Below are 17505 nucleotides of genomic sequence, written 5' to 3'. Positions count from 1 at the left end.
CTCATGCTCGCCGCAGCCGCCTACATGTCGTTCAGTCTGCTCTGGCATGATCCTGTTCCCATGAGCTGGAGAATTCCGCTCACCATTCTGCTTCTCATCGTTTCCCAGACCATCACGGGCATGCGCGTGCTCATCACCTGGCGGCCGGATCTGCCGTTTTCGCTGGTGCGGGCCGGAGGCTTCATTTCCTCATCGTTCATGGTGCTCTCGTGGCTCGTGCTGCTGCGCGACGCCATTCTGCTGACGACCTTCGTCGTCTTCCTCTTCGCGCCCGACGAGTACGGCATCAAAAACGCCGTGTTCTCCGTGCTGCTCTCCGTGCCTGCCGAACTCATCATGCTTGCGGCCAGCATTGCGGCCGCCGCCGTAGGCATGGCCCGCGCCCTGACCGTGCCCGGCGTCAAAAAAGTGGACGTGCCCCTGCCGGGTCTGCCGCAGGATCTCGACGGCCTGACCATCGCGCATCTGAGCGACCTGCACATCGGCTCCACCTTCACCGGGAAATGGCTCGAAGAAGTCGTGCGCCGCACCAACGCGCTCAACCCGGACTTCATTCTCATCACCGGCGACCTTGCCGACGGCAAGCCCGAACGCATAGGCGAGCTGCTGCGCCCCGTCACCGCCCTGAAGGCCCGCTACGGCGTGGCCCTCAGCGTGGGCAACCACGACTACTACTCCGGCCTGCGCGCCTGGGTGAACACCTGGCGCGACTGGGGACTCACCGTGCTGCTCAACGAACACAAGGAATACACGGTCAACGGCAGAAACGTGGTCATTGCCGGTGTCACCGATCCCTGCGCCGTGCTTTTCCGCAGTCTCGACGAGTCCATGGGCGCGCCCGATCCGAGAAAGGCTCTGGAAGGCGCGGGCAAGGGGCTGCGCATTCTCATGTCCCACCGGCCCGGCCACGCCGAACAGAACGCCGCCCTCGGCTGTCACCTTCAGCTTTCCGGCCACACCCACGGCGGACAGTTCTTCTTCCTCTTCCCGCTGGTTTCCCGCCTGAACAGCGGCTTCCGATCCGGGCTCTACAGAACGGGCTCCATGTCGCTCTACGTCAGCCCCGGCACGGGCATGTGGGGCTACGTGCCCATGCGCCTCGGCGTGGGCGCCGAAATCACGCTGCTCACGCTGCGCTGCGCCGAACCCGTCGCGCCGCAGAAGCCGTCCTACCGCGGAAAGCTCGGCGGCTGATCCGACGCGCCGCCCGGCGCTTTTATGCCTTGCATGGAAAAGGAGGGGATGTTTCCCCTCCTTTTTTACTCCCGTCAGGCGGGAGACTGCGTTTCTGCAAGGGGAAAAACGAAAGGAGGCAGCCCGAAGACTGCCTCCCTGTCATTCATGATGCGCGTTGCCGCCGCGCCGCAAACTACTGACGGGTAAGTCTGCGGTACTTCATGCGGTGCGGGGTGTCCGCGTCCTTGCCGAGTCTCTTGCGGCGATCCTCTTCGTATTCGGAGAAGTTGCCTTCAAAGAACGTGACCTGCCCTTCATCCTCAAAGGCGAGAATGTGGGTGGCGATGCGGTCGAGGAACCAGCGGTCGTGGCTGATGACGAGCACGCATCCGGCAAAGTTCTCCAGCGCGTCTTCAAGGGCGCGCATGGTGTTCACGTCGATGTCGTTGGTGGGTTCGTCGAGCAGCAGCACGTTGGCCCCGGACTTGAGCATGCAGGCCAGATGCACGCGGTTGCGCTCGCCGCCGGAAAGCACGTCCACCTTCTTCTGCTGATCGCCGCCCTGGAAGTTGAAGCGCGAGCAGTAGGCGCGGGCGTTCACGTCGCGGCCGCCGAGCTTGATGAAGTCGTTGCCGCCGCTGATGATCTCGTACACGGTCTTGCCGGGTTCCAGCGAGGCGCGGTTCTGATCGACATAGCCGAACTTCACGGTTTCGCCGATATTGAGCGTGCCGGAATCGGGCTTTTCCTCGCCCACAAGCATTCTGAACAGCGTGGTCTTGCCCGCGCCGTTGGGGCCGATGATGCCCACGATGGCGCCGGGCTGCACAAGGAAATTCGCGTTTTCCACAAGCACCTTGTCGCCCATGCTCTTGCACAGATCCTTCGCCTCGATGACCGACTTGCCGAGGCGCGGTCCCGGCGGAATGTAGATTTCCAGATCGGGCGCGAGGCGCTCGCTCTCATGGCTCAGCATGGCCTCGTAGGCGTTGATGCGCGCCTTGCCCTTGGCATGACGCCCCTTGGGCGACATGTGAATCCATTCCAGTTCGCGGGCGAGCGTCTTGCGGCGTTCGTTGTCGGCCTTTTCCTCAAGGGCGAGACGCTTTTCCTTCTGTTCCAGCCAGGAGGAATAGTTGCCCTTCCACGGAATGCCGCGGCCGCGGTCGAGTTCCAGAATCCAGCCGGCCACGTGATCGAGAAAATAACGGTCGTGAGTCACGGCGATGACCGTGCCGGGGAAGCTCTGCAGATACCGTTCCAGCCACGCCACGGATTCGGCGTCCAGATGGTTGGTCGGTTCGTCGAGCAGAAGAATGTCGGGGTTCTGAAGAAGCAGGCGGCACAGGGCCACGCGGCGGCGTTCGCCGCCGGACACCACCGACACGGGCGTGTCGCCGGTCGGGCAGCGCAGCGCGTCCATGGCCATTTCCAGGCGGGAATCCAGATCCCACGCGTTCAGGGCGTCCATCTTTTCCTGCACCTTGGCCTGACGCTCAATAAGCGCGTCCATGTCCGCGTCGGGGTCGGCGAACTTCTCGTTGATCTCGTTGAATTCCTTCACAAGATCCACGACTTCCTGCACGCCCTCTTCCACCACTTCGCGCACGGTGCGCGTTTCGTCCACCAGCGGTTCCTGCTCAAGGTACCCGATGGTGTAGCCCGGCGCGACCACCACGTCGCCGTCGAAGGCCTTGTCCACGCCGGCCATGATCTTGAGCAGCGAGGACTTGCCCGCGCCGTTCAGGCCGAGCACGCCGATCTTCGCGCCGTAGAAGTAGCCGAGCGAAATATCCTTGAGGACTTCCCGCTGACCATGACGCTTGGTCACGCGGTTCATCGAATAAATGACTTTGTCCGGCTGATTATCGTTTGCCATAGCAGTTCCATGAAGTTTTTTATCGCCCGGAAGGATCCGGGCAACAGAACAATAGAACTTTCATTCTCGCAGAAGCCCGACAACTTGTCCAGCATAAAATCCCCGGGGCCCGACGACAACGCCGCCACGCCCAAAAGACTCATGCATCCCGCACACTCCCGCGGAACACCCGAAAAGCGGCTCCGGGGTTGACTTCACCATCCGCCGGGCCTATATTGCAAAGAAAGCATTTCCTGATGCCCCGCTTTTCTGGAAGTGACAACCTCCCTTTCAAGAAGTTGGGCCTCTTTTTTTTGCATATCACTTTTGTTTGAAGGTACCTGCCATGAGCACGCCTATTTCCGTACAGGGCTACAAGAAGCTGGAAAAAGAACTCGAAGCGCTCAAGAAGGAGCGGCCCATCGTCATTCAGGCCATCAAGGAAGCCCGTGAAGAAGGCGACCTGAAGGAAAACGCCGGCTATGACGCGGCCCGCGAACGCCAGGGTTTTCTGGAAGCCCGCATCAACTACATCGAGTCCCAGCTTCCGCAGTACACTGTCATCGACCTTGATACGATCCACAGCGACAAGATCATTTTCGGCGCTACCGTGCATGTGGTCGATGTGGACACCGACGAGGAACGTCAGTTCACCCTGCTCGGTCCCGACGAAGCCGACTTCGCCAAGGGCTCCATCTCCATCAACTCCCCCGTGGGCCGCGCTCTGCTCGGTCACGAGGTGGGCGACGAGGTCACCATCGACATTCCCCGCGGCCGCGTGACCTACGAAATCACCAATATCGAGTTCCACGGCGTGCGCGACTAAGCACCCGACCACCGGCATTCCGAAAGGCTCCTGCTCCGGCGGGAGCCTTTTTTATCCGGCAACGCGCCTTTCCGCGTGAGCCCGCGGCATTCTGCGCCCTGCGCTTCGGAGCAAAGCCGACGCCAAAGCCTGCGCCTTTTCCGGCACGATCCGGCATGCGCGGCAGCTCCTTGCGGCATGGGGTTCGGCCTTCCGCGCCTGAAACGTCTCCCGGCTGAACCGGCGGCAAGCTTCCCCTGCGATTCCCCAGAGACGCGCGTCCGCCTGGCTCTTCTCTCTTGCCGCCCTCCCGTTGCACGGCAGCCCCGTCGGGGCGATCCTGCGGATGCCTCCGCTGCCCTCTTGCCGACGACGCTGACGAGCCGGTCCGCTCCGGGAAGTACGCCTCAATGCCGTGAGAAATCCGACTTCCTCTCGGCACGGCATGCCGTGCCGCCACTCTTCCTTCGCGTCCTTCTTTCCCTGTGCGGTTCTTTCCCCGCGCCGTTCTGCGGGCCGACCTGCGAAACGACTCCGCAGGAATTACTGTTGTTGTCGCCAGTTATTGAAATTAATTTTCAAATATGTTCCGCAACACAAGAATCGTGCGCTGCCAGTCGTGGGCGCACCTCACAACGACGCACAACAGACGCTCAACATTGACGCCGGAAGCTTTCCCTCCGGCCCGCTCTCCCGGACGATTGATGCCACAGCTCGGCCCAGGCTCCCGGACTATTTCCGCTGCACACCGGTCAGGCTTTCGGACCGCAGAGGCGTCCAAGCCCTGCTCCGGCAGAGCCGGAGCACCGCGCAAATACGGCATCCGCCCTGCGCGTCAGGCCAGCTTCCAATCCTTGATGCGCACGTCCACGCTGGCCGCGCCGTTGTACATGTCTATGCCCGGGCTGTAGGCCAGCACGATGCGCCGCCCTTCCAGATCGGCCGGGAACTGCTCCGCCTGACGCCAGGCCTTGGCCTGAAGCGTGATGTCGCAGCTCTCGTCGGTCAGCTCCAGAAGCACATGATTCTTCTGCGGTCCGAACAGCCTGCGCCGTTTCACCAGAAGCGGCGGCGACTGGAACACCGGCTCGGGATTCCCCACGCCGAACGGCTGCATCATTTCCAGTTCCTTGAGGAAAATGAAATTCGTGGCCGCCTTGAAGTCGAGCTCGCCGTCGATGAGCTGCACCGCAGGAACGGGATCGCTGCCGAGCTCCTCCCGAACCACGCTCGTGAAGCGCCTGCGGAACGCGTCCAACTTTTCCGGCAGCACGCGCACGCCTGCGGCCATGCGATGACCGCCGAAGGTCAGCAGCTCTTCCGCGCACCGGGCAAGTCCCGCATGCAGATCAAAACCGCTGATGGAGCGCCCCGAGCCCTTGAGCGTGTCGCCGTCGGCGCACAGCACCAGAGTGGGCTTGTGGTACTTTTCCACCAGACGCGACGCCACAATGCCGATGACGCCCTGATTCCAGTCCCGGCCGGCAATGACCAGCGCCGGTTCGTTCAGCGCCGCCTCGGCCTGCATCATGGCTTCTTCGGTAATGCGTTCCTCTTCCTGACGGCGCTGGGTATTGTACCCGTCCAGCGCACGGGCGAGATCCGCCGCGCTGTCGGCGTCCTTCGCGCACAGCAGCGCAAGCGCCGTTTCCGCCGAGGCCACGCGTCCGGCCGCATTGATGCGCGGCGCAAGGCTGAATATCACCTGTCCCGCGCCGAGACTGGCCAGCGGCGCGTAGCCGCTCACCACTTTGAGTTCGGAAATGCCCGGTCTTTTGGCTTCGGCCAGCACGAGCAGTCCGTTCTTCACAAGTATGCGGTTCTGCCCCTCAAGCTCCACAAGATCGGCCAGCGTGCCGAGAGCCACCAGATCCAGCGTGCGGCGCATGTCCATGCGCGGCGCGCCACCCTCGGCCAGACGCGCATTGAGTTCCGCCATGAGAAAGAACGTCACGCCCACGCCCGCCAGCGACGCGCAGGGGCAGTCCGCCAGCTTGGGATTGCACAGCACCGTGGCGTCGGGAAGATCCTCGGGGGGAAGATGATGGTCGGCCACCACCACGTCCATGCCGAGTTCGCGGGCCCTCGCAATGGCCGATCTGTCGGAAATGCCGCAGTCCACGGTGAGCAGCATGGAAGCGCCCTGCTCTGCGAGCTTTTCCACGCCCTTCGCGTTCATGCCGTAGCCTTCTTCCCGCCTGTCGGGCAGATGCCACAGCGCCTCAAAGCCGTGATGCCCGAGCACCTGAAGCACCAGCGCGGTGCTGGTTACGCCGTCGGCGTCGTAATCGCCCCAGATGGCCAGCTTTTTTCCTGCGCGAAGCCCGTCCGCCAGTACCTTTGCGGCCTTTTTCATGCCGGGCCACAGTTCCGGTCTGGCCAGGTGACGAAGCCCGGGAGAAAGATATTCCGACAGCTGATCCGCCCGTTCGACGCCGCGCAGCCAGAGCAGCTCCGCCAGACGGGGAGAAATGCCGCAGCGTTCGGCCGCATCGTAAAAGGAAACCGGAACGGAAGCGCCGTCCCTGCGTGTACGGAATATCCAGTTCTTGCTCATAGGCTGTCCACTCTGCCGGGCGTCGTCGTGCTGTACCGAGCTCTCCCGCGATAAAAGGATGATGCCCTCACCCGGAGGACGCATACGCCCGCCATGCGGCAGGCTCACAATTCATGACAAAAATTTCCAAGGCGACCTCACGGTGCGCGAAGGCGCCTCGTTGCCTCAAAACGTGCTGCGCTCTGGAGCACGGGCGACGCCCGGCCCCGGCGCGCGTTTCAGCGCTGCGCCACGCTCTGGCCTTTGAAAGCGCCCCGGCGTCCGCCACACGGTCGCGTTGCCCCGGAGTCCGCATTGTCTTGTCCGGGCAAACGAAGCACCGGCCCCGCCCGCAAGAAACGCCCGGCCCGGGGCACAAGCGTTCCGCGGCTCAAGTCGGAACTCATCTGTTTCACGGCAAATCAGCTTTTCCGCCGAACCTGCAGCGCTCTTGCCGCAAGCGTTGTTGCAGGTTCGGCGCGATTCTCAGGCTTTGCCGCCGGCGGCCTGCGTGCCGCAGATGCTCCGCGCCAGCTGAGGCTTGAGCGAAGGCTGAAGCGTGGAGGCCAGATAAAAGGAACGGAGCTGATCGTAGGCCTTTTCGAGATCGTCGTTCACGATGATGGCGTCGAACCAGTGACTGCTCATGATTTCCGTGCGCGCGTTGGACAGGCGGATGCGTATGGCTTCCTCGCTGTCGGTGCCGCGGCCGCGCAGGCGTCGTTCCAGCTCCTCCATGGACGGCGGCAGAATGAACACGAAGCGCGCTTCGGGCAGAGAAAGGGAAAGCTGCGCCGCGCCCTGCACGTCGATGTCGAACAGCATATCCTTGCCGAGGGCCAGACGGTCGCGCACGGGCTGGAGCGGCGTGCCGTAAAAATTGCCGTGAACCTCGGCCCATTCGGCAAAATACCCCTCTTCCCTGCGCTTCACGAACGTTTCCCGATCAAGGAAAATGTAGTCCACGCCGTCCTTCTCGGTGCCGCGCGGGGCTCTGGTCGTGCAGGAAATGGAAAACTCCAGGGGAAATTCCGCGGTCAGGCGGCTCACAAGCGTAGTCTTTCCCGTGCCGGAAGGCGCGCATATGACAAAAGGCAGGCCGCGGCGGGGGCCGAAATCAGTCTTCATATATCATCCTCAACTTCATCATCGGAGCCGTCCGCGCCGCTCTGCGACGCAAAGCGCTGCCCGAGCGTGTCCGCGGAAATGGCGGAAAGTATAACATGATTGGAATCAGTAACCAGAATGGCTCTGGTCTTGCGCCCCTGGGAAACGTCCACCAGACGCCCTTCGGCACGGGCGTCGTCGCGCAGACGTCGCATGGGCGAGGAAAGAGGGTTCACAATGGCCACCACGCGGGAAGCCAGAACATAGTTGCCGAACCCTACGTTGACAAGCTGCTGACGTGCCATGGCTACTCCAGGTTCTGCACCTGTTCGCGGCACTTCTCAAGCTCGTTCTTGCAGTCCACCACGATGCGGGAGACCTGCGCGTCCTGAATCTTGTTGCCGCAGGTGTTGATCTCGCGGAAACTCTCCTGAAGCGTGAAGTCCAGCTTGCGCCCCGCGTCTTCGCCGCTCTCCATGAGCGAGGCCAGACGCACGAGATGGGAATGCAGGCGAATGAGTTCTTCCGTCACGTCCAGCTTGTCGGCCAGAATGACAACTTCCTGAAGAAAACGGTTTTCCTCCAGTTCTCCGCCGAGCGAGTTCAGCATGTCGGTCAGGCGTTCACGCACCTGCTCGAAGCGGGCGGCCTTGACCTCGGGAGCCCGTTCCTCAATTGCCGAAATCCACTCCGCCATGCGGCTGAACCTGGCTTCCAGATCGCGCGAAAGCGCCACGGCCTCGGTCTCGCGGGCCTCGTTCCAGTCCGCAAGCGCACCTTCAAGCCCGGCGGACAGTGTGTCGAACAGCGCCTCGTCGTCTTCTTCCCCGCCCGACGTCCAGAGCGGCGAAAGCTGCATGAGCGCCATGTAATCCACGTCGAAGATATCCCCGCGCGACGACGCGAATGCCTTCACCGCATCCAGCATGGCCGATGCCTGCGCCGCGTCGAAGCTCACGCGCGACACGCCGGAAAACTGCAGATTCAGCGAAATTTCCACGCGCCCGCGCGAGGCGAAGCGACGCACGATCTTTTCAAAGCGGGCCTCCATGTTGCGGGCCTGCGGCGGAAGCTTCCACTTGAGGTCGAGAAAACGGCTGTTGACGCTGCGTATCTCCCAGGTCTGGACCACGTCGCCGTTGTCCTGCTGAAAACGGCCGAAGCCCGTCATGCTGCGAAGCGGCATATCATTCTCCTGATGGGTGGGTCGTGAGGGTTTCTTCCCCTGCGGGGCGTACGATAATCAAATTTCCTTCCACGCGCACGGGCTGCGCGCAGACAAGTTCATGATCGCCTCTGCACGCCGCAACATCGTCTTCCATGCGGCAGTCGGCGTACCATTCATTGTTCCCGTGGCGGGCGTCGGCGCTGTCGAAGGCCACCCGCATCACGGACTGCGCAAGCTGCTCCTCAAGAAAGCGCGCGTGCTTTTCCGCCATGAGCGCGCGCACTCTCGCCGCGTGCTGCTGGCGCACCTTTTTGGGCAGCTGCTTCAATGCCGCGGCGCGGGTGCCGGGGCGCTCGGAGTAGGGAAACACGTGGGCGTAGGTCATGGGCAGCGCCCGCAGCATGTCCAGCGTTTCCTCCGTTTCTTCCTCGGTTTCGCCGGGAAAGCCCATGAGGATGTCGGCGCCGAGCCCCATCACCGGCCAGAAGCGACGCATCTTTTCCACGGCCTCGGCCACGCTCTGCGGAGAATAGGGCGAGCGCCCCATACGCTGAAGCACGGCCATGCTCCCGCTCTGCAGCGACAGATGCAGATGCGGACACACCATGCGGCAGCCTTCCAGCGTTTCCAGACAGGCCTCGTCCGTCACCTGCGCCGGATCAAGCGAGCTCAGGCGAAAACGCGCCCTGCCCTGCCATTCCGGCGAAAATTCCGCGTCCATGCGGCGCAGCAGCGTCCAGAAATTGCGGCCGTCCTGCCCGTCCGCATGGAACTGACGCAGATTCACGCCGGAAATCATGATTTCCCGGTATCCGGCATCCAGAAGACGCCGCGTTTCGGCCAGAATGTCATCCACGGAACGGCTGCGCGCCGGGCCGCGCGTGAGCGGAATGATGCAGTAGGCGCAGCCCTGCGAACAGCCGTCCTGCACCTTGACCACGGGCCTTGCCCGCCGGAACGAACTGATGGAAAACGGCGCAAAGCGCGGTCTTCCCTCTTCCGGCACGGTGAAGTCGGTCATGTCCAGAGGATGGCCGCGCAAAAGCACGAACTTGTCCTTCTGCGGAATCACGGCGGCCACTCCCGGCAGGGCAAAATCGGCAGGCTCCGCCGAAGACGCGCAGCCCGCGGCAAAAATGCGCGCATGCGGATTGAGGCGGCCTATTTTGCGCGTCATCTGCCTGGCGTCGCTCACGGCCTGCGCCGTCACGGCGCAGGAGTCCACCAGCACCACGTCCGCCTCGGCCGGATCGTCTATTTCCGTGCCGCCGAGACTCTGCCACCATTCGCGGATGGCCTGCGTTTCGTACTGGTTCACGCGGCAGCCGTAGGTAATGGTATAAAATTTAAACGTCTTTTCCATGCCTACCGTCCGCCGATGATGGAGTAGCCGCGCATCCTTTCGATGAGCAGGCCCTTGGGATCCACGTCGCTTCTCTCGCTGCCGGGCCGCACGCCGGTAATCACGGCTCTGCCGAGAATAATGCGTCCTTCGCGCCCGTCGAGCAGCCTACTGCGCACGCCCCAGATGTCGTGGAAGAACACGGGCTGACCTTCAAAGCGCCCCACATAGAGTCCGATGTGACCGGGCAGCCAGAGCAGCGTGCGGAACGGCTCCGCTCCGCGCTCGATGGCCTCGATCTTGGCGGAGGCGCTCATGCCCTGAAGGCTGTGAAGATCGCCGAATTTGGCCTGCGCCGCGGAATTGCGGGGCAGCCAGATGCCGAAAGGCGCGAACAGGTCGCGCATCATGGCCGAGCAGTCCCTGTTGCCGTACATGCCGCCCCAGCCGTAATTTTCGCCCATCATGCGGTCGCCTATGGCGGCCACGGCCTGCGCGGTAAGCGGCTGCGGCATGGGCAGCGCCGCGCCGGGCTCCAGAATCACGGAAACAATCTTCGCCGAAGCGTCGGAGCCTCGCGCCGGAACCAGCGTCCGTCCGCCCTCGACGGGGAGCACCGTGCCGATGTTCGCGAGCGCAAGAAACGCGCTGCCGTTTTTCAGAGAAACGCCTTCCCGCACCACGGCTTCCAGCGGCGCGCTCTTCCACAAAGCACAGAAGGACTCGTCGGCAAAGGCCACGCTGTCCGCCTGCACCCAGCCCCAGGCCATGGGACTCTGCACCAGAATCCATGCTCCGTCGCGGCTCGCGTGATACGCCATGAGCGGCGTGCCCACGGCCACGGAACTCTGCTGAAAATCGTCGAAAGGCCAGCCCTGCCCTGCGCCCTCCACACGGGCGAAGCGGGGCTTCACGGTGGGAGCCAGGCGAAGATCCGCAGTCCTCACGGCAATGGCCGGACGCCCCGGGCCGGACGCCTCGTCCAGCGCGGCGTTGTAGCGCATCTTTTCCCAGGCGGCATCGCTCCACGGACGCAGATTTTCCGCGTATCCGCGCTTGCCGGGAGCCCAGTTCAGCACGGCCTCGAACTCGCGCAGCGTGGCGCGCGAAAGTTTGCCCGAATCCCAGGGCGCAAAGAATCTCCGGCGGAAAGCCTGCATGTCCTCATCCGCGGCCGCCTGCGAGCGCAGAAGCGCGTTTCCTCCGGCCTGTCCGGCAAAAAGCGCCAGATTCTGGGGAATCACGTTCACGTCCCGCACCTCGCCCGCGGCATTCTGCGGCTGCACGGGCATCTTCGGCTGCGGCGCGCAGCCCGCAGCGGCCACCGCTCCGGAAAGCACAAGACCCAGCAGCGCGGCCCTTGCGCCGAACACGCCCCTTTTCCAATCGTACGTCACTGTCATGATGTTTTCACGTCCTTTCCCGCGCGGCGTCCGGAGGAAGATCCCATTTCGGGCAGCATGTCGGCATGCACCGATCCTTCGCTGCCGGCCAGCCGATGCGCCAGCCAGGTATAACGTCTGCGGATGTGATTGTTCTTCACCGCTATGGCCAGCGCCCGCCATTCGCCCACCAGCACCACCATTTTACGTCCGCGCGTCACCGCGGTGTACACCAGGTTGCGCTGCAGAAGCATGAAATGCTGCATCATGAGCGGAATGACCACCACCGGATACTCGCCGCCCTGCGACTTGTGAATGGAAATGGCGTAGGCCGGAACAAGCTCGTCCATTTCCTCCCAGAGATAGTTCACGTTGCGGTCGTCGAAACGCACGGTCACTTCGCGCTCCTCGGCGTCCAGATAAATGATGGTTCCGGTATCGCCGTTGAACACGTCCTTGTCGTAGTTGTTGCGCACCTGCATGACCCGGTCGTTCAGGCGGAACTGTCTCTCGCCCCGCACCAGAGACGTCGGCTGCGGATTCACGGCGTCCTGAAGGCGGCGGTTCAGACTGTTCACGCCCACGGCTCCGCGCAGCATGGGCGAGAGCACCTGAATGTCTTCCGTGTGAAAGCCGAACTTGCGGGGAATGCGGTCGCGCACGAGATCCACCACGAGATCGGCGGCGGCCTCGGGATCGTCCTGCTTGAAGAAGTAGAAGTCCGTTTTCTGGCCCGCCCGCTGATGCAGTTCCGGCAGCTCGCCCTTGTTGATGAGATGCGCGTTGCAGATGATGTCGCTTTCCGCGGCCTGGCGGAACACTTCCAGAAGCTCCACCACGGGCACCGCGCCCGACGCGATGACGTCGCGCAGCACGTTGCCCGGCCCCACGGAGGGGAGCTGATTCACGTCGCCCACCAGAATGAACGTGGCTCCCACGGGCGCGGCCTTCACCAGATGATACATGAGCATGGTATCCATCATGGAAGCCTCGTCCACCACCAGCAGTCCGCACGCGAGAGGATTGTTTTCGTTGCGGTTGAAGCCGTCTTCCGAAGGACTGTACTCCAGCAGCCGATGAATGGTCCGGGCCTCCATGCCGCTCGCCTCGGACATGCGCTTGGCGGCGCGGCCCGTGGGCGCGGCCAGCAGAATGCGCGCCCTGGCTTCCTGAAACACCTTGATGATGGCGTTCAGAATGGTGGTCTTGCCCGTGCCGGGGCCGCCGGTGAGCACCATGACCTTGGATGTCGCGGCCGTATAGACGGCCTGCTTCTGCTCTTCGGCAAGCTCCATGGGCATGGCGGAAATGACCCGCTTCACCAGCTTTTTCGGCTCAGGAATGCGCACGGACTTCGGCGAATGCAGCAGCCTGTGCATGTAGAAGGCTATCTTCGATTCATAAATGTAGTTGCGCGTGAGGTACACGCCTTCGTGATCGCCGAGATCCTCGATGACCACGCGCTCCTCGCGCTCAAGATCGGACACGGCCTCGTCCGCCATTTCCGGGGGAATGGAGAGCTTCTGCACGGCCTCGTCCACCAGCAGATTGCGCGGATAGTACACGTGCCCGTCTTCCGTGAGGCGCATAAGCAGATACAGCACGCCTGCCTCGGCCCGTAGAGGACTTGATTCGTCGAAGCCGAGCTTGCGGGCCAGCGCGTCCGCCGTGGTGAAGCCTATGCCGTGAATGTCCATGGCCAGGCGGTAGGGATTCTCGCGCACCACGGCCAGCGCCTGCGCGCCGTACTGACGATAGATGCGCACCGAAAGTCCGGCCGTGACGCCGTGGGGCTGAAGAAAAATCATGAGCTCGCGGATGCCCTGATGCTCCGCCCAGGAGGCCTTCATGGCTTCCAGGCGCTTTTTGCCGAAACGGGGCAGTTCGAGCATGCGCTCGGGGTCGTGATCCATGACGTCGAGCGTGCTTGCGCCGAAGTGCGCCACGATGCGGTCGGCCCACTTCGGCCCTATGCCCTTGATGCAGCCGGACGCGAGAAAAAGCCGTATTCCCTCTTCGGTGGCGGGCAGCTCTTCCTCGAACGAGGTCATCTGTATCTGACGGCCGAACTTCGGATGCTTGATCCAGCGGCCCTTCACGCGCAGCCGGGCGCCGGGCTGCGGCGACGACATGCTGCCCACCACGGCCACCGGATCTTCCCGTCCCTCCACGCGGAGCCGGAATACCGTCCAGCCGTTTTCCGCGTTGTGGAAGATCACGCGCTCCAGCGTGCCGGAAAATTCCTCCGGGCTGTCGGCGCCTTCCTGGGTCAGCATATCCATCTGTTCCATATTTTTCCGCCACGGGCTCTGTTATAGAAAAAGAAAAGCCGGGCAGCCCTCATGCCGGCCTCTTTACAACTCCCTTGATGTACTACTATAAACAGGAAATATCATCAAGGCAGACTCCGTCGGGTGCGCGTCATGCCAGCGCGTCCCCGGCATCGTCCAAGGTCTGCACCCCGCCGTATGCCGCGCAAGCGCCCGGCATGCCAGTAATCCTCAGCAGTTCAGACTGCGTCGAGGCAGCCCGGAAGCGTCATGCCAGCGCTCCCGGGAAAACGCACGGCCCGGCCTGGCTTTTTCCGTACTGTGAGGACAGTATGCCCGAATTTTCGAGGATAGACCGTCTCCCTCCCTACGCCTTCGCCGTTGTGGGAGACATCAAGAAGCAGCTCCGCCAGCAGAACATCGACATTGTTGACCTGTCCATGGGCAATCCCGATCTGCCGACGCCCAAATTCATCGTGGACAAACTGTGCGAAGCGGCCCGCAAGCCCGTGAATCACCGCTATTCCGTTTCCCGCGGCATTCCGAATCTGCGCAAGGCCATCTGCGATCTCTACGCCCGCCGCTACGACGTGCATCTCGATCCCGAAACGCAGGCCATTGCCACCATCGGTTCCAAGGAGGGGCTCGCCCATCTGTGCCTCGCCATGCTGAATCCCGGCGACGTCGTGTTCGCGCCCGACCCCACCTATCCCATCCACGTGTACGCCCCCGTCATCTGCGGGGCCGACGTGCGCCGCATTCCCGTGGCCGAAGACCGCGACTTCTTTGAAGATCTGCTCACCGCCACCAAGCAGACCTGGCCCAAGCCCAAGCTGCTCATCATCAGCTATCCGCAGAACCCCACCACGCAGGTCGTGGATCTGCCCTTCTTCGAGCGCATCGTGGAATTCGCCAAGGAACACAAAATGTGGGTCATCCACGACATGGCCTACGCCGATCTGTGCTACGACGGCTACAAGGCCCCGAGCTTCCTGCAGGCCAAGGGCGCGGAAGACGTGGGCGTGGAATTCTATTCCATGACCAAGGGCTACTCCATGGCCGGATGGCGCATGGGCTTCTGCCTCGGCAACCGCGACCTCGTCCACATTCTCACCCGCATCAAGAGCTATCTCGACTACGGCATCTTCCAGCCCATCCAGATTGCGGCCACCGTGGGCCTCAACGCCCCGCGCGACGCCGTGGAAAAAATCTGCGACGAATACCGCAAGCGCCGCGACGTGCTCTGCGCGGGCCTCAACCGCATAGGCTGGCCCATCACGCCGCCCAAGGCCACCATGTTCGCGTGGGGCCGCATTCCCGAACCGTTCCGCGCCATGGGCTCCATGGAATTTTCCAAGCTGCTGCTGCAGAAGGGCCATGTGGCCGTGCAGCCGGGCATCGGATTCGGACAGATGGGCGACGAATACGTGCGCTTTGCCCTCATCGAAAACCAGAAACGCACCAGACAGGCCCTTCAGGGCATCAAAAAGGTGCTTCAGGAAGGCTGATCCCTCCGCTCAAAGACGGGCGAAGCATGTGCGCCCGTCTTTGAGCGCCGTTTGACATCACGCCGGCCCCCGGCGGATACTCCGGACGGCCGGGCCGCCAACCGCCAGGCCCCCGCAACACCGGAAAAATCCGCCGTCGGCACTTCCGGCACAACCTCTTTCCTCCTTTGGAGCTTGCATGTCTCAGAACCTTTGCATCGGTATCGCCGGCCTCGGTACGGTCGGCAGCGGCCTCGTGGAAATGCTGCAAAAGAATCACGACGAAATTCTGCGCAGAACCGGCCGCGAAATTACGATCAAGGCGGTGGCCGTCCACAATCTCGCCAAAAAGCGCGATCTGCCCGCAGGCGTCGTTCTCACCGACAACGCCCTGTCCCTCGCCGACGACCCCGACATTCAGGTGGTCGTGGAGCTCATGGGCGGAACTACCACGGCCCGGGAACTGATTCTGCGCTCCATGGAAAACGGCAAGTCCGTCGTCACGGCCAACAAGGCGCTGCTTGCCGAATACGGCCGGGAAATCTTCTCGCTCGCCGCAAGGAAAAACGTCGCCATCGGCTACGAAGCCAGTTCCGCGGGCGCCATTCCCGTCATTCAGACCCTGCGCGACAGCCTTGCCGGCAATCACATCACCTCGGTGATGGGCATCCTGAACGGCACGTCCAACTATATTCTTTCCGAAATGAACAGTCACGGCTTCGACTTCCCCACCGCGCTCAAGGAAGCGCAGGACCTCGGCCTTGCCGAAGCCGATCCCTCGCTGGACATCGACGGTCAGGACGCCGCCCACAAGCTGGTGCTGCTCATCCGACTGGCCTGGGGCGTCCACTACGATTTCTCTCAGCTCTCCATCGAGGGCATCCGCGGCCTCAATCCGCTGGACATCCAGTTCGCCCGCGAGTTCGGCTACCGCATCAAGCTCATCGGTCAGGCCCGCGACGAAAACGGCAAAATCGAAGCCGGCGTGTTCCCCGCGCTCGTGCATCACTCCATGCTCCTTGCCCGGGTGAACGGCGCCTACAACGCCGTGCGCATTGAAGGCAACGCCGTCGGCTCGCTGTTCCTGCACGGCCTCGGCGCGGGCAGCCGCCCCACGGCCAGCGCCGTGCTCGGCGATCTGCTGGCGCTGGCCCGCCGCGACGACGTGAACAGCTCCGAAGCCAACACCGGCTTCGTTCACACCCTGCCCGACGCCGAAATTCTTCCTTCCGACGAGGCGGAAAGCCCCTGGTACGTGCGCGCCACCGTGCGCGACACCCCCGGCGTGCTGCGCGACATCGCCACCGTGTTCGCCAAGGAAGGCATCAGCTTCGCCCAGCTCATCCAGAAGGCGGCCACCCGCGACGACTGCGTTTCCCTCGTGCTCATGACGCACGATACCACCGGCCGGGCCATCAAGAAGGCCACCCGCATTCTCCACGAAGACGGAACCCTGCTCGTGCCCGCCACCTGCTTCCGCATTCTTGCCTTCAGCGGAAACGAGGCGGAGGGAGCCTGAGTCCGACCGTCCTCAGGCGTCGCCGACTCCGAACCGGCGAACATTCGGCGTCTTTTCTCTCAACGAACGCCGCTGCGTCTTCAGGAACAACGCCCGCCGGATAGACATTCCGCTCCCGCCGACGCGGGCACGGCAAAACGACAGAACGCAGAACGCGCGCCCTCTCGCGCACATCCTTTCTCCGTTCTCCGTCACAACGCTCTAACATCGAGGCATGCCATGACTTCTTTCGATCATGTCCATCTTTGCTGCACCGACCTTGACGCCATGATTGCATTCTGGACCAAAGCATTCGGCGCGGAATTCGTCCGCTTCCGCAAATTCGGCGGAGCCGACGGCGCCGTCGTCACGCTCACCGGCGTGCAGATCTTCCTCAAGAAAATTCCTGCCGACGCCCCCATGCCCAACGGTTCCGCCTGCGGCATCAATCACATCGGCGTCCGCGTGGACGATCCCAACGTCATGGCGGAAACGCTCGTCAACGAATTCGGCTGCAAGCTGATCAACAAGGCGAGCGACAACTGCTCCTTTGTGGCCGGACCGCAGGGCGTCACCTTCGAGCTCATGCGCGTCGGCGCCGAAGTCTGACGCACGCGCGGCCTTCCAGACGTCCGGGGTATGGAGCATGAAGATCCGGCTTGGCCGCGCCTTCCGGCCTGTCGTCGCTTCCCAAGTCTGAAATCCGCAATCATCTTTAAGATACGGCAAGAACGACCGCTCCGAGCATGCTGCTTTTCGGGCGGTCGTTCTTTATATTAAACGATCGTCAATGGTGTCGAGCTGAGCTCAACATGCTCGGGATTTCAAATATTTTGAAATAGCCATACAACAGACTTCATCTGTTGCAGACGTTAT

At 62.7% G+C, this 17505-nt stretch carries 13 protein-coding genes; 5 read left to right on the top strand and 8 right to left on the bottom strand.

Features of this window, described 5'->3' with window-relative positions; genetic code table 11:
* A partial coding sequence (locus tag ACZM96_RS05825; protein ID WP_489487889.1) for a metallophosphoesterase occupies positions 1-1194 on the top strand: 1194 nt, incomplete at its 5' end.
* Positions 1195-1369: 175 nt separating this feature from the next.
* Here ACZM96_RS05825 and ettA read toward each other — a convergent pair.
* The gene (gene ettA, locus ACZM96_RS05820) at positions 1370-3055 is read right to left on the bottom strand and encodes an energy-dependent translational throttle protein EttA (protein WP_489487888.1); all 1686 of its coding nucleotides are present in this window, start codon (positions 3053-3055) and stop codon (positions 1370-1372) included.
* Between the two features lie 325 nt (positions 3056-3380).
* Here ettA and greA point away from each other — a divergent pair, with 325 nt between their 5' ends.
* On the top strand, positions 3381-3860 hold the full coding sequence (gene greA / locus ACZM96_RS05815) for a transcription elongation factor GreA (protein ID WP_294487126.1): 480 nt from the start codon (positions 3381-3383) through the stop codon (positions 3858-3860).
* 814 nt (positions 3861-4674) lie between these two features.
* Here the strand turns inward: greA and recJ are convergent.
* The 7 genes from recJ to recD2 all read right to left on the bottom strand — a co-directional run bounded on the left by recJ (position 4675) and on the right by recD2 (position 13656).
* On the bottom strand, positions 4675-6396 hold the full coding sequence (gene recJ, locus ACZM96_RS05810; protein WP_489487887.1) for a single-stranded-DNA-specific exonuclease RecJ: 1722 nt from the start codon (positions 6394-6396) through the stop codon (positions 4675-4677).
* 465 nt (positions 6397-6861) lie between these two features.
* Positions 6862-7503, bottom strand: coding sequence for a guanylate kinase (gene gmk / locus ACZM96_RS05805; RefSeq protein WP_489487886.1), 642 nt, complete (start codon positions 7501-7503; stop codon positions 6862-6864).
* Entirely contained in the window at positions 7500-7787 is a 288-nt protein-coding gene (locus ACZM96_RS05800; RefSeq protein WP_294487120.1) for a DUF370 domain-containing protein, read from the bottom strand. Before ACZM96_RS05800 ends, gmk begins: the two co-directional genes overlap by 4 nt.
* A 2-nt stretch (positions 7788-7789) precedes the next feature.
* Entirely contained in the window at positions 7790-8668 is an 879-nt protein-coding gene (locus ACZM96_RS05795; protein ID WP_489487885.1) for a YicC/YloC family endoribonuclease, read from the bottom strand.
* A 1-nt stretch (position 8669) separates the two neighbouring features.
* Complete coding sequence (locus tag ACZM96_RS05790; RefSeq protein WP_489487884.1) at positions 8670-10013, bottom strand: MiaB/RimO family radical SAM methylthiotransferase; 1344 nt, start codon at positions 10011-10013, stop codon at positions 8670-8672.
* A 2-nt stretch (positions 10014-10015) separates the two neighbouring features.
* The gene (locus ACZM96_RS05785) at positions 10016-11395 is read right to left on the bottom strand and encodes an NlpC/P60 family N-terminal domain-containing protein (protein WP_489487883.1); all 1380 of its coding nucleotides are present in this window, start codon (positions 11393-11395) and stop codon (positions 10016-10018) included.
* Positions 11392-13656: an SF1B family DNA helicase RecD2 gene (gene recD2 / locus ACZM96_RS05780; RefSeq protein WP_489487890.1), complete on the bottom strand. Its 2265-nt coding sequence runs from the start codon at positions 13654-13656 to the stop codon at positions 11392-11394. Before recD2 ends, ACZM96_RS05785 begins: the two co-directional genes overlap by 4 nt.
* A gap of 320 nt (positions 13657-13976) precedes the next feature.
* Here recD2 and ACZM96_RS05775 point away from each other — a divergent pair, with 320 nt between their 5' ends.
* The 3 genes from ACZM96_RS05775 to ACZM96_RS05765 all read left to right on the top strand — a co-directional run bounded on the left by ACZM96_RS05775 (position 13977) and on the right by ACZM96_RS05765 (position 17238).
* Positions 13977-15152, top strand: coding sequence for an aminotransferase class I/II-fold pyridoxal phosphate-dependent enzyme (locus ACZM96_RS05775; protein WP_294487111.1), 1176 nt, complete (start codon positions 13977-13979; stop codon positions 15150-15152).
* 178 nt (positions 15153-15330) lie between these two features.
* A complete protein-coding gene (locus ACZM96_RS05770) occupies positions 15331-16650 on the top strand; it encodes a homoserine dehydrogenase (protein ID WP_489487882.1) in 1320 nt (439 codons plus the stop codon).
* A gap of 219 nt (positions 16651-16869) precedes the next feature.
* Positions 16870-17238 carry a VOC family protein gene (locus ACZM96_RS05765; protein WP_489487881.1) on the top strand — a complete coding sequence of 123 codons (369 nt, stop codon included), beginning with the start codon at positions 16870-16872 and terminating at the stop codon, positions 17236-17238.
* Positions 17239-17505: the final 267 nt, after the last annotated feature.

It is taken from the genome of Mailhella sp., assembly GCF_057866825.1.
Note: the sequence above shows the minus strand (reverse complement) of the source record. Positions and strands in the feature narration are given on the sequence as shown.